Below are 19,227 nucleotides of genomic sequence, written 5' to 3' on the forward strand. Positions count from 1 at the left end.
TCGCAGTCAATCAGCTAACGGCTTAATCAGTGACACCCTGGGCCCGGGCCATTGCATACGCAGCTTTTGGCCCGGTCCACAGTGACGGCAGAATGATCAGGGACACGGGGATCGCCGTCAGCACGATAAACTGCTGCAGCACCCCAATCTGTCCAGCCCCCATGTACAGCAGAATCGCCGCCATGAGCGCCATGGCCCCACCCCAGAATGCCCTTACCAGATAATGCGGCTCATCGTGGCCAGCACCCACGGTCGCGATGGCATAACTCATCGAATCCCCGGTGGTGGCCACGAAAATAGTGGTCAGCAGGAGGATTGCGGCGGCCATGACGGTGCCCCCCGGCAGAGCTTCTGCAACGGTCAGCGTGGCGACATCAAAGGAGAAATTGTTGAGTGCTTCGGTCAGGTCAAAGGTGCCCGCCAACTGGTGGTAAATACCGGAGCCTCCCAGCAGGGTAAACCAGATGGATGTGGCAATCGGGGCCAGCACCGCGACGGCCAGGATGGTTTCGCGGATGGTGCGTCCGCGGGAAATCCGGGCCACAAAAATCGACATCAAGGGTGTGTAGCCGATGAACCAGGCGAAGAAAAACACCGTCCACCACTTCATCCACCAGTCCGGAGCCGTTTCAGCGGTCACCGTCGACATGGCAAAGAAGGAACTCAGGTACTCACCCATCGAGGACAGGTAGGTATTGGTCAGGAATAGCGTCGGACCGAAGATAAAGATCACCGCCGCGATTGCCAGGGCCAGAATCACGTTGAATCGGCTCAACAACTGGATACCACGGTGCAGGCCACTGACCGCCGAGGCCATGTACACGCCCGCCAGCATCACCAGGATGGTCAGCTGGGTCGAGAACTCATCGGCAATCCCGAACAATTCGTGCAGGCCAAAACTCATCTGGGTGGCCAGAAACCCAATGGGTCCGACCGTGCCCGCCACCACGGCAATAACGCAAAGCGCATCAACCAGGCCGCCAAACCAGCCGGTCATGACCCGCTCTCCGAGCACCGGATACAGCAGGGTGCGAGGCTGCAGCGGCTTACCCTGAACATAATGGGCATAGGCCAGCACCAGGGCCGTCAGCGAGCCAAGGACCGCCCAGGCCAGAAAGCCCCAGTGCATGAACGACTGCGCCATAGCCGGCGCCACCGCTTCCGCCGTGCCGGCTTCGGCCGTAAAGACCGGCGGCGACACCACGAAGTGATACACCGGCTCGCCCGCGGCAAAAAACACGCCGCCCCCGGCCAGCAGGGTGCAGAGAATCATCGACATCCAGCGGAAGGTGCTGATTTCAGGCTTGGCCAGGCCACCGAGACGGGCGGCACCGGCGCGGCTCAGCGCCACGGCCAGGGAAATAAAGAAGGTGAGTAACAGCAGCAGCTGGAAGAACGAGCCCATGTATTGAGCGGTCCAGCTGAATCCGTCACCGATGACCGATGCCAGACCCTTGGCATCGGTCAGGGACCACCCGACAAACAGCAAGATGAATCCCATGGTGAGGGTCAACACCACCGGATCACCCAGACGCCGGAGCCCGGTGGATTCGCTAGCAGAAACAGTTGCACTAGTAGAGGACATGTAAATCGCCGGTCGTTGAATGGGCCGGGCACCCTACTAACGCACCAATAAGGTTGCTATCGGTAGTTCTACCGAAACAGATCTGACCGCAGGCCCTGAACCACCGACTCACACACCTCGTCCTGACTTCTGCCCTCCCCGGTCACGGAAAGATCCGCGTAGCGGGTGTAGAGCTGAAAACGCTCTTCGAACAGATCATCCAGCGACTGGTCCGGCCTGCGTGAGATGCCCCGGGCGCTGTAGTCGCCGATGCGCTGGATCACCAGAGGCAGAGGAATATCCAGAAACACCACCACACCGTTGGTTTTCAGGTGCGCCATGGCCGCCTCACTGTAGACCGCACTGCCGCCGGTACTGATGATCTGATGATGCACATCCAGCTCCAGCAGCACCTCTTCCTCAATGTGGCGCAACGCCTGATAACCATCTTCGTCAACGATGTCCTGCAGGGTCCGGCCGGCTTTCTCCTGAATCAGCAGATCGGTATCCACGAACCCCATCCCCAGGCGCTTGGCCAGCAAGACGCCAACCGTGCTCTTGCCACTGCCGGGCATTCCAATCAGGACAATGTTCTGGTCAGTCTTCAGGTAAGGCATGTCTACTCCGGAAAAGTTGGGCGGCCGATTGTAACAAGTACGGCTAACCTTGGTCTGAAAACTATACCCTTTGCCTCAAGGAGGACACCATGCGTTATATTTTTTCCCGCTACCTGCCCCATTCACTGGCCCTGTCGCTGGCACTGATGCTGGGTTCCGCCCTTGCACTGGCGGCGGAAGACCCGGTGTACACCGGTTTGCTCTCCAACACCGGCGCGGGTGGTTACGATGTGGTGAGCTATTTCGAGGATGGCGAGGCCGTTGAGGGTTCATCCAGCCACACCGCCGACTACCTCGGCGTCCGCTGGCGCTTTGCCAGCGCCGAACACAAAGAAAAGTTTGAGGCCGATCCACAAGCCTATGCCCCCCAATACGGCGGCTACTGCGCCTGGGCGGTCAGCCAGGGCTACCTGGCCAAGGGCGACCCGGAGCACTGGACCGTCCGGGACGGCAAACTGTACCTGAACTACAACCAGTCGATTCAGGATCAGTGGCTGCAAGATACCGAGAACTTCATTCGCACCGCGAATGAGAACTGGCCGGCAGTACTCGAAAAGTAACAGTTTTCCGACAATCCGTGCGGTTTCATGACTGACACAAAGCCGTATAATCCGGCGAAAAGCATGAACCAATATTCATGCTCTCAGCCCGAAGCCGCACGGACCCCGAATGAGACCCGGACAGACGCGATCAGCCGTAACCCTCGCCCTGCTCACCCTCACCGCATGGATGGCCACCACCGCCGCGCAGGCGGAGATTACCCGTATCGTTCACCCGGATGGCACCGTCGAATTCACCAATGTAAAACAGAGCCAGCCCCGGGCCTCTACCGGCAACGACACCGTCTACCGCTACAAGGATGACCACGGCGTGGTGGCTTTCAGCAGTGTTCGCCCGGCCGGCAACGAGTTCGAGGTTATTCGTTTTCACTGTTACGCCTGCGATCCGGAATCCAACGTGGACTGGCGCAGGACGCCGCTGTTCAAACAACGCTATCGTGACGAGATCCGGACCGCCGCCCAGGAGTTTGACGTTGACCCGGCACTGGTCCGGGCCGTTATCCACGCTGAGTCGGCCTTCAACGAGAAAGCGCTGTCGCCGGTGGGTGCTCAGGGGCTGATGCAATTAATGCCGGGCACGGCTCAGGAGCTGGGCGTGGTTAACCCACTGGTGGCATCGGAAAATATTCGTGGTGGGGTCAATTATCTGGCCATGATGCTGCAACGTTTCAACGGCGATATCCGCCTGGCGACAGCGGCCTACAACGCCGGCCCCGGTGCAGTGACACGCTACAAGGGCGTGCCACCCTACGCCGAAACCAAGGCCTACGTGCACCGCGTGGGCATTCTGCACCAGCGCTACGCCGCCAACTGACGCCAGCGTTTTACCCCAGCGCCAGCCAGATACCGACAGCGATCATCAGGCTGCCCGCCACCCGGTTGACGGTGCGCACACCGCTCCCCTGGCGCAGCAACGTCCGCAGACCACGGCCACCGTGGGCATAGAGTTGCAAACAGATAAATTCCAGCAGCAGAATAATCAGAATAAGCGCCGTCAACTGGGAAGTCATCGGCAGACTGTTATCAATAAACGGCGGCAACAGCGCGACAAAAAACGCCCAGCCTTTGGGGTTGGCGATGGCGGTGACAAAGCCCTGCAACGCCAGTTGCCAGCGTGACAAATCAACCGCCGATACCTCTTCCTCCGGCATGGCCATGCGCCCTTTCGAGAACCACATCTGAATCCCCAGCCACGCCAGATAGGCACCGCCGGCGTACTTGAACACGGCAAACGCCGTGGGGTACTTGAGCATGAAGGCCGCCACACCGATGGCGGCCGATGTTGCCACGATGGCCACGCCCAGCAGCTCGCCCGCCATCATCCAGAGTGCCCGCCGAACACCAATGGTGATGCCCATGGACAGGGCCAGTGTCATGCACATGCCGGGCGTAATGGACACCACGAAGAAAGTGGGAACAAAGGCAGACAGCAATGACCAGTTCAGTGACAGCACAACGGGACTCCGAAACCTTGGCTGGATAGCCACGAAATTAGTATGAATGTACTAGTTTGGATCGATAGGATGCTCTCTATTGAACGAAAACCGCAAGCCCCAAGGCTCTGAAAATGCGTTTTTTTCGTTCAAGTCAAAGATGTTAAACCACGCAAAGGACTGCTGTTTATGCCCACCAAGACATGGCGCCAATTACCGATCCTATTGTTTATTGCCACCGTGCTGATCGCCTGCACGGCCACCATTGCACCCGCCTGGGTCGCCACCTTTAACCCGAAAGCCCAGGAGGAGCCGGACCGTCTGGCCTGGTTCGATGACATGGAAGTCGACAGTTACGGCAACGTCGTGGTTGCCGCCAGCACCATCCGGGCGTCCATGGAACTGCACATCCACGACTTCGCTCTGGTGAAATTTGATGCCACAGGCAACCGGCTGTGGTCCCGCGTACTGGACCTGTCCACCTCCCGCTACAAAAGCGACGACAGCCCGCTGGAGCTGGTGCTGGACACCGCCGACAACATTTACGTTCTGGTGGAACAGTTCCGTATCGTCAGCGAGCAGGAATCCGCCAGCGGCAATTATCTGATCAGCTTTGATGCCAACGGCAACGAGCGCTGGCGTCAGGAGCTGGGTGAAGGCACCAATTTCCGCACCCTGACGCTGGCGAACAACCAGCTCTATGTGTCCGGCCCGGAAACCCGGGTTTTCAATCTCAATGGCAGCCAACTGCTCAGTTTCGAGCACCCGCACCACGTGGCGCGTTCGGTGGCTGTGAACCGCAATGGTGACATTGCCCTCGGTGGTGGCTCCGCCGTCACCCTGTTCAATGCCCAGGGCCAGCAACTCTGGCATCACCGGCTGTCTGACCGTGACTGGGCCTTCGGCGAAACCCGGTTCACCCTGCAGGGCGACCTGGTGGCGACCAACGCGCTGGAAGAAAACGGTGGCGCGAGCCTGGCACGGTTCTCAGCAACCGGCGAGTTACTCTGGTTCAAAGTCTTTTCGGCGGCTTATGAAAGCTATGGCCTGCCGGGCCGGCCGCGGGTTTTCGAGGATTACCGGGGCGATCTGCTGCTGCTCGCCTCCAATGAAGACGGCCATCGGATCGTGAAGCTGGATGCCGCCGGCCGCGTGACCTGGAACCGGCGGGGTAAGAAAATGATCAGCGACGCGGCAATGCGGGACGGCGACCTGTTCATCGTGGGCGGTGGCACCAACGCCAAGTACGACACCGATGGCAACCGGGTGGCGGAGTCCTCACTCCGTGAGTACATCCAGATCACCACAGGCAGCGCCGCCATCGATGGCGACCGCCTGTATGCGGGGTACAGCGCGAACGTAAACGGTACCTTCGTGTTGCACCTGTCCCAGTATCTCGACCAGTAACCGTCATCAGCCCGGTGCTTTCCTGCCCCACCCGGGAAGGCACCGGACTCAGTCCGGCAGGTTGTAAAGATAGGCCTGCAGCGCCAACGGATCGGTGACCGTAACCCGGCCGTAGTCGAGCCTCAGCAAGCCGGCCTGTTCATACTCCTTGATGACCCGGTGCACGCCCTGCCGCGTCATGCCCATCATATTGGCAATGTGTTCACGGGTCAGATGAAAGGTGACCGGCGTGGACGTCAAGCCGCCGGCTCCCTGCAGCTGGGCCAGGAACAGCAACCGGCGCCCGATACGGGTGGCGATCCCCTGCAGCGCGTCGTCAGCGATGATGGACATTACCGACCAGAGCCGCTGGCTGATCAGGTCCAGCACCACCGGGTAGGCCTGGGGATAGGTGTCCAGCAGCCGCCGGAAGCCATCTCCGGGCAGTTCAACCAGCCTTGTTTTCTCATGGGCGGTGGCTCCGTAAACCCGCGGCATTCCGGGTGAGAAAACCGCATCACCGATCCAGGCCGGCGCTCCGAAAATGATCAGCGTGGCCTCCCGCCCCTCCGAGTTCACCGAACTGATACGGACCTGCCCCTGGGCGATCACGCACAGCGACGACTGCATGGAGCCCTTTTCATAGATCGGCTCGCCCGCCCCGAAGCTGCGCCAGCGCGCCATCATCTCGGCCTCGGCCAATCCCTTGTCGGGCAGCCCGCCCAGTAATGGGCAGGCCCTTAAAACATCGCTCAGTTCAGACATCGCTAAAACCCGTGACCACCAAACCCAAATGTAAACCATTTGACAGTCGCCCGCTCCCCCAACGCCCTAAACTGAGGGTACGATCCCTTCAAGGGCCAACGAACAACAAGGAGACCGCCCATGTCTGAGCGTATCGCAATTCCCTCCAAGCAAGGCCAGGTCAGTGCCGAAGAGTGGCAACTGCGTGTCGATCTGGCCGCCGCCTATCGTCTGATCGCGATGTACGGCTGGGACGACCTGATCTTCACCCACATTTCCGTGCGCATCCCCGGGCCGGAACACCAGTTCCTGATCAACCCCTACGGCATGATGTTCGATGAAATCACCGCCTCCAGCCTGGTGCGCATTGACCAGGAAGGTAACAAGATCAACCCGGACGATTTCGATGTAAACCCGGCCGGCTTTACCATCCACAGCGCCATTCACGCGGTCCGCGACGATGCAGCCTGTGTCATGCACACCCACACCCGTGCCGGTGTGGCCGTGTCCGCCCAGAAAGATGGCCTGCTGCCGCTGTCCCAGCAAAGCCTTTTTCCCCTGTCGAATCTCGCCTACCACGATTACGAGGGTGTGGCGCTGCGGGAAGATGAAAAGGCCCGCCTGCAGGCAGACCTGGGCACCAACAACTTCATGATCCTGCGCAACCACGGCCTGTTGACCACGGGCACCAGCGTGGCCGATGCGTTTCTCGGTATGTACATCCTGCAGACCGCCTGCGAAATCCAGATTCAGGCGCTGTCCGGCAACCGGGAACTGACCCCGGTACCGGCGGGCATTGTCGATACCATTCGCCAACAAGCCGAACAGGTGACCAAGGGCATGGGCGGCAAGCTGGCCTGGCCGGGGCTGCTGCGCAAGCTGGATCGCGTGAACCCCGGCTACCGGGACTGAAGGAGGACTTATCATGAGTGACGTAACCGCCCCCCAGGCCGCCTTCACGCACATGAAGGACGGCACCGCCGAAGACTGGAAAATCATCGCCGATTCGTTCGGCAAGTTCGCCCAGACACTGCCAGACCGGATTCTGGAGCATCTGAAAATGCTCGAAGGGGATTTCGGGGGCTTTCAGGTGGACCGCCTGACCCATTGCCTGCAAACGGCCACCCTGGCCCACCGGGACGGCAAGGACGACGAATACGTGGTGTGCGCCCTGCTCCATGACATTGGCGACACTCTGGGCACCTACAACCATGCCGATGTCGCGGCCGTGCTGCTGGAACCCTTCGTGAGCGAAGCCAACCACTGGATGATCAAGCACCACGCGATCTTCCAGGGCTACCACTTCTTCCATTACCTGGGCATGGACCGGGACATGCGGAACCAGTACAAGGACCATCCGCACTTCAATCGCACCATCGAGTTCGTCAGCAAGTACGATTCGCCGGCCTTCGACCCGGAAGCGGAAACTCTGCCGCTGTCCTACTTCGAGCCGATGGTTCGCAAGGTGTTCGCAGAACCAAGAAAGTCCCTGTACAAGGACGCGCAGACCGATTGAGCAAGCCTCCGGGGCCCCCGGGCCCCCGCCCCCTCTCCTTCAGTAGCTCATCCAGCCGCACGCTCACCCCCGAGTCACCATCACTTCCCGGAACGCGCCTCGCCATCGCGGGTTGAACGTGCTATTTTGCGCTGCCGTTTAATTATCTGAACACCCGTTAAATATATTATGACTAAAACAGCGCACTTCTGGGCATGGATGTTACTGTTCGTCAGTTTCGTCTGGGGCATTGAGTTTTCACTGGTGCATCAGGCGCTCGACAGCCTGACGCCCCACCTGTTCAACGCGGTTCGCTTTTTTATCGCGGTCATCACCCTGCAACTCTGGTGCGCCTGGCGTGGCATTCGCCTGACGTTGCTGGCCAATCCAGACACCCTGAAACATGGCATTGTGCTGGGCAGCCTGCTCTATGCGGGTTTTGCGACACAAAGCATCGGCCTGCAATACACAACCGCGAGCAATGCCGGCTTTATCACCGGCTTAAACTGCGTGATGGTACCCATCATTGCCGCCCTGTGGTTGCGACAGAAAATGCGCTACTGGGTCTGGCTCGGTGTGGGTTCTGCAACGATCGGTACATTTTTTCTGACCGGCGGCGTGTCGGGCTTCGGCGCCGGGGAATTGTGGGTCCTGATCTGCGCCCTGTCGTTTGCGCTGCATATTGTTTACACCGGCATCTACACCCGGGAAACCGATGCCCTGTCCCTGTCAAAAATCCAGCTCATCACCGTCACCGTTCTCAGCGCCCTGTCCGCCGTCGCCTTTGAGAGTACGGCGCTGGGCGCCGCTGCTGAGACCCTGATTTTTGATCCGCACTGGCTGCCCTGGGTCGCCATCCTGATCGGCGGGATTTTGGGAACGGGCCTGGCGTATGTGGCACAAACCATCGGTCAGAAGTTTCTTGAGTCCTGGCGAGTGGCGCTCATCTTCACCACCGAACCGCTCTTTGCTGCCGTCGGTGGCGTGCTGTTGCTGGGCGAATCGCTCAGCGCGCTGGCCTGGATCGGCGGGCTGTTTATCCTGGCGGGCATGCTGGTCGCCGAGCTGATTGACTCACGCGACCCTGGCAGGGATGAAGATCAGCGTGCAGTCAGCCTGCCCGGCCACCAACCCGATCAGTCGTAACATGGGTAATTGCGGGTCTGGTTAGACGCTGTGCGGCTAACCAGGCGCAGCCCCTGCGAAGGTTCGACAGCCATAGCTGGCCGGACTAAAGTTAAGGCGGAAAGGGGGGGCCGCGCCATGCCGGACTTAACACCGGAGCAACTAGAGACAGTCGCACGGGAATACGACCTGCGCCTGACACCCACTTTGTTTGTTCCCTGGAATCGCCAAACCCTCGAACATGCTCACCTGACATCCGGAGATCAAGTACTTGATGTCGCCTGCGGGCCCGGGGAGCTGACCCTCGGCGCAGCGAGCCAGGTCGCTCCGGATGGCCAGGCCACCGGGTACGATTTGAATCCGGGCATGCTCGCCGTCGCCCGCACCAAATCCCCGGACATCCGCTGGCAACAGGGCAACGCCGAGTCCCTGCCCTTCGAAGACAACCACTTTGACGCAGTGCTTTGCCAGTTTGGCCTGATGCTGTTCGAACATCCGGTGACCGCGCTGCAAGAGATGATCCGGGTACTCAAGCCCAAACATCACCTGGTGGTGACGGTATTCGATAACCTGGCCCAGCAGCCGGTCTACCGCACTCTTTCGGAAATCTATGCCCAGGTGGTATCCGCCGATTTGGGCACCTTGCTCGGCGCGCCCTTCTCACTGGGCGATCCAGCCACACTGAGTGACCTCTTCAATCAAGCCGGGATTCATGATTCTGAGCGGGTCCGCCTGACCCAAACGGCCCGTTTCCCGAGCCTGAAGCATCTGGTACTGGCCGACATTCAAGGCTGGTTTCCCTTTGCGGGCGTGGCACTGTCGGAAGAACAGACTGCCGCGGTTATCCGGGAAGCCGAATCGGCGCTATCGGCCTTTCAGCTTCCCGATGGAACCGTGGAGTTTAGTGTGCCTGCGCATATAGTCACGGCAACCAAGGCTCTCGTGCCCGACGATGGCGAGCATCTGGCCATCTAAAACCCTTAATAGTCTGGTTGGGACCATCGGCCGAGCGGAATGGGTTTGGGATTAGGCAGGTTGGCTCTTTATGGTTGCAAAGCGCACTCTTGAGGCGGACGATAAATTCCGATCCTTTAGGAATCTCGAAAAGCCATTGAACACGCGGATCGTCGCGTGCACTCAGCGATGAAAGGTGACCAACCCCGAAGGAGCTACCTTCACAGCCAAGTGAATGAGCGAAAAGCGTTTCACTGTGTAGGGGCAAAGCCGGTTTAACCGACCCAGGCACGATAACAAACAGGCACAAAGGAACCTGGAACACGGAAACTATGGTTGCCTAACCAAGGCGAGCGAATCCTGGCTGTACTGTGCAGGCCTCATCCCTTTTGATTTCCGCACTTCCCCAATACCACTGACATCCAAAACGGCTGTCACGATTACTGACCTGGAAAAAGCAGCTTCCTGACTATGTTAAAAAGTTCGTCCGCAGTCTCTTTCCGGCCACCTAAAATCCAGGTTGATAAAATGCTGATCGTCTCTCCGCTCCTCATCGCTATCAGATACCTTCGCTCCGCCTCAGACAAATGAGGATTTGGATTATATTTACTCGCGATAATGAGTGAGTTTTTCAGGTGACACTTATAGATAATATCAATTCGGTTAGATTTCACTATGTGATCAATTATCTTCCAGTTCTCTGACCAATAGGAAATGTAAAACTTCAGAAGATTTTTTGCGTCAAACGGCCTATCTCCATTATGTTCCACAAATCCTTCAAGTACTTCTTTAAAGCACTGGTCACATTTCATCGATAAAATATCGGAAACAACATCAAAGTTCCGATAAAAAGTAGCTCTCCCTACCTTTGACTCTTTGCAGACATCGCTGACCGTAATTTCCTTCAGGCTTTTTGCCTCGAGGCAGCGATTAAGCCCTTCATACATACGCTCCGCAGAGCGTCTAACTCGTTTGTCAGCTTTGATGTGATACAAATTTCGCCCCATTTGTTTCGCAAGTTACGGGACAAGTGTATCGAAAAAATACAAAGCACTACAATGGCTCCGCCTGCCTCAATGGGCAGCAACTTCATTATCAAAAAGCGTCTTCCAATAGGTTTCCAAAATGTGACCTTGATATTGAAGAACAGATTTAGAAGTAATCAGGTGTCTAAATAGGTAACAATAATGAAAGGCAATTATAAAAAACGCTCGATTTTATCCGCGATTGGTTTAACTCTTTCAACTGGTGCCTTCGGATTTGACCGGAGTGTTATACCACCAAATTTTCTTTATGAGGACGGAACTTTTCTAGAACTCAGCTATGCGACCGTGCAGCCTGACGTGACGGGAAAGGTTGTAGGATCCCCCAAGCAAGCATTGCTGAACTCCGGAATTCCCGCTGCCCAGGCTCTTGCCTCACTCCTGCCGGAAGTTGGTGAAGATACCGGATCGGTCGTAAAGGATTTCACCAGAACAGGGCTTTCTATAAAAACCGATCTGGGAGACAAGGTCGCTTTCGGATTCCGCCGGACCCAACCGGCAGGAAATAAGGTCGCCTACTCTGATGCCGTACTGGGTTACAACATCGATCTCGAGGCAACGGCTTACGATCTGCTGGTCAAATACAACGTCAATAATGAATTCAGTGTATTCGCCGGACCACGCATTCAGGTGGTTGACGAAACCTCCTTAGGCAACACCGTCCTCGGACAGTTTGAAGTTGATTCCGACACTGCAACAGGCTACAGCATCGGTGGCGGATACCAGAATGCCTCTTACAGAACGCAAGTGTTAGTTAACTACACCTCGAAAATTGCGCACGACCAGCAAGGTGCCGGCGTAGCGGGCTCGGGAATACCTCTTGGCGCTGCACCGGTCTCTTTGGCTACCGCCACCACTGACGCGCAACTGAAATTTACGACGCCAGAGACATTCCTGCTCTCCATAAGACAACCTCTGAGCCAGAGCTCGATGCTGTTTGCGAGTTACCGTCGTTCCAACTGGTCGGACGACCAGCTGCAGTCCAATATTCCGAATTTCGAAACGATCACCGCCATGATCGATATCGACGAATATGTTCTTGGCTATGCCTACAGGCTGAACCCAAACTTCAGTCTGGTGACCGCGCTATCCCATAAGACAGGTCGTGCAGCCTTATACAGCCCCGTCAACGACCGCCAGGGGATTAATATTGGCGCACGATACTCTATCGGCGATTTGCGGTTAGACGCGAGCTTCACCTACGCCAAGCTTGAGGATGGCAAAACAGCGATACCACTCGGAAACCTGGTGCCGGGACAAGCGATTGAGATGGAGTTCAAGAACAATTCGGCGAAGGCCCTGGCATTACGGTTGGGCTATCACTTTTAAACTTCCGGTAATTTAACGAGAGGGGCATCAGTTTGAGCCCCTTTTTCATTCCTCTCTTCAGTCTTTATTTGAGCCTCGCTGAGCTGTCTTTGCCACGAGAACCTGGAGACGACATTTCAATGCAAAAAAACATCTTCATCACCAATTTCAAATTTTTGGCGATATTTCTGATTTTGCTATGCAGCGCCTGCGCCAGTACCAGCCCAGAAGCAGAGTCAGCTAACTACGCAGAGCCGGGGGATAATCCAGTTCAGATTCAGACCGTGGATACGCTTGTAGACAAGGTGATCATTGAACGGGATATCCCTATTTATACGCGGGATGGGGTTCGCCTTTCTGCCAGAATTTATCGGCCCAACAAAATCGGGCAATTTCCCGTAATCATGAGCTTTACCGCATACGGTAAGGACTTGGGTCCGACAAAGTATCCGAAAGTGCTGGAACACAATGCCAAGCCCGATTTTGACCTTGGCCCGATCAATGTGAGCCCCTGGACAACCTGGGAGGCGCCCGACCCCGCATTTTGGGTCCCCGAGGATTACGTGGTCATTTACGTTGATTCGAGGGGCTATTTTGGATCTCAAGGCAAAGCCGCCATCCTCAGTGAACGAGATGGCAACGACTTTTACGATGCCATCGAGTGGGCAGGGACACAGACGTGGAGCAACGGCCATGTCGGGCTGAACGGTGTTTCTTATCTGGCCATTTCTCAATGGGTCGCAGCGAGTGCGAGACCCCCGCATCTAAAAGCTATTATTCCGTGGGAAGGGCAAACCGATGCCTACAGAGAGGTCCTTTACCACGGAGGCATACCTGAAACGGCGTTTACCGATTTCTGGATTAACAAAGTAAATACCGGGGCTAAATCAAGGGTCGGGCCGCCTGGCTTTTTATTCAGCTTTCTTCATCAGCGGCCGTGGCTGTTCAAAAGGGTGGTCGATCCAATAAATATTGAGCTGAGCAAGATCGATGTACCTGCCTTGATTGCCGCGACCTGGTCGGATCAGGGCCTGCACAGCCGGGGCTCATTTCAGGGGTACAAATCCATATCATCAGACGAAAAATGGTTATTCACCCATGGGCGCCCGAAATGGTCCACCTATTACAGTGAAGAGGCCCTGGAATTTCAGAAAAAGTTCTTCGATCACTTCCTCAAAGGCGAGCCGACTGGAATCACCGATCTTAAGCCGGTTCGCTTAGAAGTAAGAGAAACTCTGACCAAATACAAAGTTCGTTATGAGGACGATTGGCCAATACCCAGAACAGAATATCGGGCCTTGTTTCTTGATCAGGAAAAGCAGTCATTGACACATGACCGCCCACGGCAGGAAACCACGGCAAATTATGACGCGAAGAGCGGCACGGTCACTTATCAAATTCAGTTCGATGAAGACACAGAACTATCGGGCAATATGAAGCTGAAACTCTGGGTGTCGACGTCCCGGGGCTCCGATATGGATTTATTCATCGGAGTCAACAAACTGGATATTAATGGTGACAAAGTTGATTTCTATGGAAAAACAGGATTCAACAAAGGCGTCGTTGCCCTGGGCTGGTTGAGAGTTTCTGAACGAAAACTCGACGAGCAGACATCCGAGCCGTGGTTACCTGTTCTCACGCACAGGGATACGGATAAGATATCTCCCGACCAAATAGTGCCGGTTAACATTGAAATTCTTCCTAGCAGCACCCTTTTCAGGAAAGGAGAGTCCCTGGAACTGACAATTCAGGGCCATGATATTTTTGATCACCCGATGCTCGCGCACGACCGCACTGTCAACAAAGGCATTCACTCGGTTCATACGGGCGGTGTTTATGATTCTCATTTGTTGATACCTGTAATCCCCAATTAGCGCCACTTGCCGGTTACGGACAGTGCCTCGTTAAGGAGCGCTCGAATCTAGGCTCCAATTTAGCGAGGCTCACGTTTCAACAAACTCCAGCCAATAAAAAACGCCCGAAGGCATGGCCAACGGGCGTTTTTTCGTTCGCTAACTGCGCTTATTCGGCAGCAGCAATCAGGCTGGCGTTACCACCGGCTGCGGTGGTGTCCACACACAAGTGGCGCTCAATCACGAAACGCTGATCCAGCTTGTGCTCGGTGATCAACGGCAGCAGCGCGCCATCGCGCTTGGCCAGGGCCAGTCGATACTCTCGCAGCAGCGAGGGTTCGGCACAGCTCACGGCCGCCTCATAGCCATTGGCCTGAGTCAGCGCATCCGCCGCCAGCAGCCCATCGGCGCCAGCAACCGGCAAGCCGGCCTTGGCGGCGTCCTTCACGGCACCTTCCACACCCGGTGCAACGATAACCACCTGGTTACCCTGCGACAGGGCCGTGCCCGCTTGCTCAAGCGCAGTTGCCCGATCCGGGCCCAGGCACAGAACCACACCACGCGCGTGGTTGGACAGGCGATTGAGTTCGCCCGTTGGCCCCGGCAGCTCTTCCTTGTGCGCGTCCAGCGGTGCTGGTGCGGCGCCAAAGATCGGCTTGATCAGTGCTTCGCGCGCCTCGGGTTTGGGCGCCTTCATGCCGGCCACCTGGTCAATCAGCTTCTGCAGCTTACTGGCACCGATGGTCTTGGCTCCGCTGTCGGCCTTAACCTCAACCGTCTCGCCCTTCATAAAGCGACGGACGTACTGCGGGCCGCCCGCTTTCGGGCCGGTCCCGGACAACCCCTCACCGCCGAACGGCTGGGAACCCACAATGGCACCGATCTGGTTGCGGTTGATGTAGGTGTTGCCGACCTTGATGCGCTTGGCAACATGCTCTACCCGGCGGTCCACCCGGCTGTGCATGCCAAACGTCAGGCCGTAGCCCTTGGCGTTGATGCTATCGACAACCTTGTCCAGGTTCTTGGCTTCGAAGGTGGCCACGTGCAGAACCGGGCCGAAGATTTCCTCTTCCAGCTCTTCAATGCCGGACACCTTCAGCACGGCCGGCGATACAAACAGGCCGTTCTTAGGCACCGGCAACTTCTTCAGCAGCTTGCCCTGGTCCTCAAACTTCTTGCAGTGATCGACGATCTTCTTGCGGGCGGTTTCATCAATAACCGGCCCGACATCGGTGGACAGCAGCCACGGGTCGCCAATGCCCAGCTCCTCCATGGCACCGTAGAGCATTTCCAGCAGATGGTCGGCAATGTCCTTCTGCACATAGAGCATGCGCAGGGCCGAACAACGCTGGCCGGCGCTCTGGAAGGAGGACGCAAGCACGTCACGCACCACCTGTTCCGGCAGCGCGGTGGAATCGACGATCATGGCATTCAGGCCGCCGGTTTCTGCCACCAGCGGGGCATCCGGTGCCATGTTTTCAGACATGACCTTGTTGATGCGCTGGGCAGTCGCGGTAGATCCGGTGAAACACACACCGGTCACGCGGGAATCCGAAGTCAGTGCCGCACCGACGGTTGCACCGGTGCCCGGCACCAGCTGCACAGCGTCTTTCGGGATACCCGCTTCGTACATCAGCTCAACCGCCCGGTGGGCGATCAGAGCGGTCTGCTCAGCCGGCTTGGCCAGCACCGTGTTGCCAACCGCCAGGTTCGCCATGATCTGGCCCGTGAAGATGGCCAACGGGAAGTTCCACGGTGAAATACAACAGATAACACCACGCGCCTCACCATCGTCCTTGTAGCGGATGCACTCTTCGGCGTAGAACTGAGCGAAATCCACCGCCTCACGAATTTCAGCCACGGCATCCAGCAGGGACTTGCCCGCTTCGCGAGTGGTCAGAGCGAACAGTTCGTGCGCGTGCTCTTCATACAGATCGCCCACCCTGCGAACGCAGGCAGCACGCTCCTCGGCGGACATCGCAGACCAGCTCTTGAAGCCTTCCTGCGCGGCGGCGACCGCGGTATCCACATCCGCGTCCGAAGCCTGAGTCATGTGGCCGACCAGATCCTCGGGAATAGCCGGGTTGCGGACCACCTGAACCTCGCCACCGGCAATGTCGCCGGCAATGAGCGGGCCGCCTTTCCAGCGGTGCTCCTTGAACGCACCACGGCCTGCTTCAACCTCTTCCACGGTCACCGGATCGGTAATATCCCAGCCCTTGGAGTTGCGGCGCTTGTCGCCAAACAATTTGAACGGATGCACGATCGCCTTGCTGGAGATGTTCTCGCCCATGGCCTGCACCACATCGATGGGGTCCTTGGCGATTTCTTCCGGCGTGATGCTGGTGTCAACGATCTGGTTCACGAACGAGCTGTTCGCCCCGTTTTCCAGCAGTCGACGGACCAGGTACGCCAGCAGGTCCTTATGCGGCCCTACCGGGGCATAGATGCGGCACGGTACACCACTGACCGCCAGCACTTCGTCGTGCAGGGATTCGCCCATGCCATGCAGGCGCTGGAACTCGTAATTTTTCACGCCCCTGGCCTGCGCCAGTTCCAGGATGCCGGATACGGAGTGCGCGTTGTGAGTGGCGAACTGGGGGTAAATCCTGTCGACCATGTTCAACAGCTTGGTCGCACACGACAGGTAGGATACGTCGCTGCAGGCCTTGCGGGTGAACACAGGGAATCCGTCCAGACCCATCACCTGAGCCCGCTTGATTTCCGCATCCCAGTACGCACCTTTCACCAGGCGCACCATGATGCGGCGGTCGTATTTTGCAGACAGGCCGTAGAGCCAGTCCAGAACGAAGGCGGCGCGCTTGCCGTAGGCCTGAACAACAACACCAAAGCCATCCCAGCCGGCCAGTTCAGGGTCAGACAACAGTTCTTCGATGATGTCCATGGACAGGTCCAGACGGTCCTGCTCCTCGGCATCGATGTTGAAGCCCATGTTGGCGGCCTTGGCCTTGCGCACCAGTTTGCGCGCCCGTGGCACCAGCTCGTTCATGACACGTTCTTTGTTGCCGTACTCGTAGCGGGCCAGCAGTGCAGACAGCTTGACGGAAATGCCCGCATTTTTGCGGACGTCGTCTTTGCAGGATTTTGCAATGCTGTCGATGGCCGTTGAGTAGGCATCGAAATAGCGCTGGGCATCGGCGTCCGTGCGGGCGGCCTCACCGAGCATGTCGTAGGAGTAGGTGTAGCCCTTCTCCATGTACTCCTTGGCTTCGTCCTGCGCTTCTTCGATGTCACGGCCCAGGACAAACTGGCGCCCCATTTCCTTCATGGCCTGCGCGGCCACGGTACGAATCACCGGCTCGCCAAAGCGTTTGAGCAGCTTGCGCAGGGTGTCGCCGATGCCGCTGCGCTCGGTATCCTTGAGCAGATTGCTGGTCATCAGCAAGGCAACGGTAGCGGTATTGATCAGCTGGGACGACGCCTTGCCCACGTGGCTGCCCCAGGCACCCGAGGTGATCTTGTCTTCGATCAGGTCATTGATGGTGGTGCTGTCGGGAACCCGCAACAGGGCCTCCGCCAGGCACATCAGGGCAACACCTTCCTTGGTGGTGAGACCGTATTGTGCGAGGAATTTTTCCATGATGGTGGGCTTGGCGTTCTTGCGAACACTGCGCACCAGCGTTGCCGCTCGCTTGGAGATGGCATCGCGCTCGGATTGAGATAACTCCGCGCCAGCAATCAGTTCATGGATGACCTTGTGCTCGTCAGCAAGGTAGTAATCACGAACCGCCTGACGGCTGTCTTCAAGAGCAGGAATTTCTGATCGCTGCGGTCTCATAGTCTCACCCTCTTTCTGTTATTCGTCTGCCGGCAATTCTACCGGGATGAACAAAGACGATTTTCCTATTAGAGCCTCCAAAACGTGACAAAAGGTCGTTTTCCAGCGCCGTGCATTAATTATTTTTCTTGTCCTTCAGTTTTTTAGGCGTTTTCCCTTCAGACACTCCCGTGCCCGACCTTTCGACAACCAAGTCAACTCAGGTTACACCCCATGATAGTGGCCAATGCAAGAACTTTCAGGGGGATACGGCCTATACGGCGCGCAATTCAAAGTCGATTTGACCATGCTATGTAGAAATACAGGACATTTGGTTATAGTTTCAGACTCACCAAGTCATTCATTGCATTGGAAACGCATGCCATGGTCGAACTGGACCGAATTGACCACTCCATCATTCGCGAATTGCAGAAAAACGCCCGGATAACCGTGACCGAGCTGGCATCCCGGGTGGGCCTGTCGAAAACGCCATGCCAGGTTCGGATGCGGAGACTGGAGGAGCAGGGCTACATCACCGGCTACACGGCACTGGTCAATCAGAGCAAGCTCGGCCAGTCACACGTTGCCTTTGCCCAGGTCACACTTGGCGACACCAGCAGCACGGCATTGAGCGCTTTCAACGAGGCCGTGCGCAAGATCTCGGCGGTCGAGCAGTGCCATATGATTGCCAGTCACTTTGACTACCTGCTGAAGGTTCGCACCAGGGACATGGCGGAATACCGGAAAGTGTTTGGCGAGCAGATTTCAGCCCTGCCCCACGTGCAGCAAACCAGCACCTTTGTGGTGATGGAAAACGTGAAGGATGCGGGGCTTTAGCACTACCCCGCGGCTACCGGGAGGTCAGCTTGCCACGGGTTTCCAGGCGAGCCTGCCGGCGAATGCCGGCGTTATCAAAACGACGGGTCTGTTCCCGGGTTTCCGGGATGACCTGAGGGACATCCACCGGTTTGCCGTGTTCATCCAGGGCGACGAAAGTGAAATAGGCTGACAGAATATGGCGCACTTCGCCGGTGTAACTGTTCTCAGCCTCCACCCGGGCGCCGATTTCCATGGACGAGCCCCAGCTGCGATTCAACGACAGATTGAACAGCAGGGTGTCGTTACCCTTGGCGGGCGCCCTGAAGTGAATGGAATCCACGGCCGCGGTCACACAGACATGGGCCGAATGCCGCTCGGCAACAACCAACGCCAGCCGATCGCACTTGGCCATGATCATTCCCCCGAACACCGTGTTGTGGGAATTCATGTCATTGGGAAACACTTTGTAGACGTGCTTGTCCACTGCCGATGCAGACACGGGCTTGGCGGGACGATCTGTCATGCATTCATCTCCGTTTGAAAGGTTT

The 19,227-nt window shown here is 57.2% G+C and carries 17 protein-coding genes; 10 read left to right on the plus strand and 7 right to left on the minus strand.

Annotated features, from left to right (window positions below; genetic code table 11):
* Positions 1-22: 22 nt before the first annotated feature.
* Together LPB19_RS16430 and LPB19_RS16435 are read right to left on the minus strand one after the other, a co-directional pair.
* The gene (locus tag LPB19_RS16430) at positions 23-1,585 is read right to left on the minus strand and encodes a BCCT family transporter (protein ID WP_206643953.1); all 1,563 of its coding nucleotides are present in this window, start codon (positions 1,583-1,585) and stop codon (positions 23-25) included.
* A gap of 68 nt (positions 1,586-1,653) precedes the next feature.
* Positions 1,654-2,181 carry a shikimate kinase gene (locus LPB19_RS16435; protein WP_206643954.1) on the minus strand — a complete coding sequence of 176 codons (528 nt, stop codon included), beginning with the start codon at positions 2,179-2,181 and terminating at the stop codon, positions 1,654-1,656.
* Positions 2,182-2,270: 89 nt separating this feature from the next.
* Here LPB19_RS16435 and LPB19_RS16440 point away from each other — a divergent pair, with 89 nt between their 5' ends.
* Entirely contained in the window at positions 2,271-2,741 is a 471-nt protein-coding gene (locus tag LPB19_RS16440; RefSeq protein WP_228289148.1) for a YHS domain-containing (seleno)protein, read from the plus strand.
* 169 nt (positions 2,742-2,910) lie between these two features.
* Complete coding sequence (locus LPB19_RS16445) at positions 2,911-3,555, plus strand: lytic transglycosylase domain-containing protein (protein ID WP_228289285.1); 645 nt, start codon at positions 2,911-2,913, stop codon at positions 3,553-3,555.
* A gap of 10 nt (positions 3,556-3,565) precedes the next feature.
* On the opposite strand, the gene LPB19_RS16450 is transcribed toward LPB19_RS16445, so the two are convergent.
* Positions 3,566-4,195: a LysE family translocator gene (locus tag LPB19_RS16450; RefSeq protein WP_206643956.1), complete on the minus strand. Its 630-nt coding sequence runs from the start codon at positions 4,193-4,195 to the stop codon at positions 3,566-3,568.
* A gap of 168 nt (positions 4,196-4,363) precedes the next feature.
* On the opposite strand from LPB19_RS16450, the gene LPB19_RS16455 reads away from it, so the two are divergent.
* Positions 4,364-5,581, plus strand: coding sequence for an outer membrane protein assembly factor BamB family protein (locus LPB19_RS16455; RefSeq protein ID WP_206643957.1), 1,218 nt, complete (start codon positions 4,364-4,366; stop codon positions 5,579-5,581).
* Positions 5,582-5,629: 48 nt separating this feature from the next.
* Here LPB19_RS16455 and LPB19_RS16460 read toward each other — a convergent pair whose 3' ends face one another.
* Entirely contained in the window at positions 5,630-6,325 is a 696-nt protein-coding gene (locus LPB19_RS16460; RefSeq protein WP_206643958.1) for a Crp/Fnr family transcriptional regulator, read from the minus strand.
* Positions 6,326-6,445: 120 nt separating this feature from the next.
* On the opposite strand from LPB19_RS16460, the gene LPB19_RS16465 reads away from it, so the two are divergent.
* The 4 genes from LPB19_RS16465 (at position 6,446) to LPB19_RS16480 (ending at position 9,899) form a co-directional block, all read left to right on the plus strand.
* Entirely contained in the window at positions 6,446-7,216 is a 771-nt protein-coding gene (locus LPB19_RS16465; protein ID WP_206643959.1) for a class II aldolase/adducin family protein, read from the plus strand.
* A gap of 13 nt (positions 7,217-7,229) precedes the next feature.
* Positions 7,230-7,820, plus strand: a complete 591-nt coding sequence (locus LPB19_RS16470) for an HD domain-containing protein (RefSeq protein ID WP_206643960.1) — start codon at positions 7,230-7,232, stop codon at positions 7,818-7,820.
* A gap of 168 nt (positions 7,821-7,988) precedes the next feature.
* The gene (locus LPB19_RS16475) at positions 7,989-8,945 is read left to right on the plus strand and encodes a DMT family transporter (protein ID WP_206643961.1); all 957 of its coding nucleotides are present in this window, start codon (positions 7,989-7,991) and stop codon (positions 8,943-8,945) included.
* 117 nt (positions 8,946-9,062) lie between these two features.
* Entirely contained in the window at positions 9,063-9,899 is an 837-nt protein-coding gene (locus LPB19_RS16480) for a methyltransferase domain-containing protein (protein WP_206643962.1), read from the plus strand.
* A gap of 419 nt (positions 9,900-10,318) precedes the next feature.
* Here LPB19_RS16480 and LPB19_RS16485 read toward each other — a convergent pair whose 3' ends face one another.
* Positions 10,319-10,873 (minus strand): TetR/AcrR family transcriptional regulator, encoded by a 555-nt coding sequence (locus LPB19_RS16485; RefSeq protein ID WP_206643963.1) that lies wholly within the window; start codon positions 10,871-10,873, stop codon positions 10,319-10,321.
* Positions 10,874-11,065: 192 nt separating this feature from the next.
* On the opposite strand from LPB19_RS16485, the gene LPB19_RS16490 reads away from it, so the two are divergent.
* Entirely contained in the window at positions 11,066-12,250 is a 1,185-nt protein-coding gene (locus LPB19_RS16490) for an outer membrane protein transport protein (protein WP_206643964.1), read from the plus strand.
* Positions 12,251-12,369: 119 nt separating this feature from the next.
* A complete protein-coding gene (locus LPB19_RS16495; RefSeq protein ID WP_206643965.1) occupies positions 12,370-14,103 on the plus strand; it encodes a CocE/NonD family hydrolase in 1,734 nt (577 codons plus the stop codon).
* A 148-nt stretch (positions 14,104-14,251) separates the two neighbouring features.
* Here LPB19_RS16495 and putA read toward each other — a convergent pair whose 3' ends face one another.
* Positions 14,252-17,881 carry a bifunctional proline dehydrogenase/L-glutamate gamma-semialdehyde dehydrogenase PutA gene (gene putA / locus LPB19_RS16500; protein ID WP_206643966.1) on the minus strand — a complete coding sequence of 1,210 codons (3,630 nt, stop codon included), beginning with the start codon at positions 17,879-17,881 and terminating at the stop codon, positions 14,252-14,254.
* Positions 17,882-18,244: 363 nt separating this feature from the next.
* Here putA and LPB19_RS16505 point away from each other — a divergent pair, with 363 nt between their 5' ends.
* Complete coding sequence (locus LPB19_RS16505; RefSeq protein ID WP_206643967.1) at positions 18,245-18,697, plus strand: winged helix-turn-helix transcriptional regulator; 453 nt, start codon at positions 18,245-18,247, stop codon at positions 18,695-18,697.
* A gap of 13 nt (positions 18,698-18,710) precedes the next feature.
* On the opposite strand, the gene LPB19_RS16510 is transcribed toward LPB19_RS16505, so the two are convergent.
* Positions 18,711-19,202: an acyl-CoA thioesterase gene (locus tag LPB19_RS16510; protein ID WP_206643968.1), complete on the minus strand. Its 492-nt coding sequence runs from the start codon at positions 19,200-19,202 to the stop codon at positions 18,711-18,713.
* Between the last annotated feature and the right edge of the window lie 25 nt (positions 19,203-19,227).

The organism is Marinobacter salinisoli, assembly GCF_017301335.1.
In the GTDB taxonomy this organism is placed as follows: domain Bacteria; phylum Pseudomonadota; class Gammaproteobacteria; order Pseudomonadales; family Oleiphilaceae; genus Marinobacter; species Marinobacter salinisoli.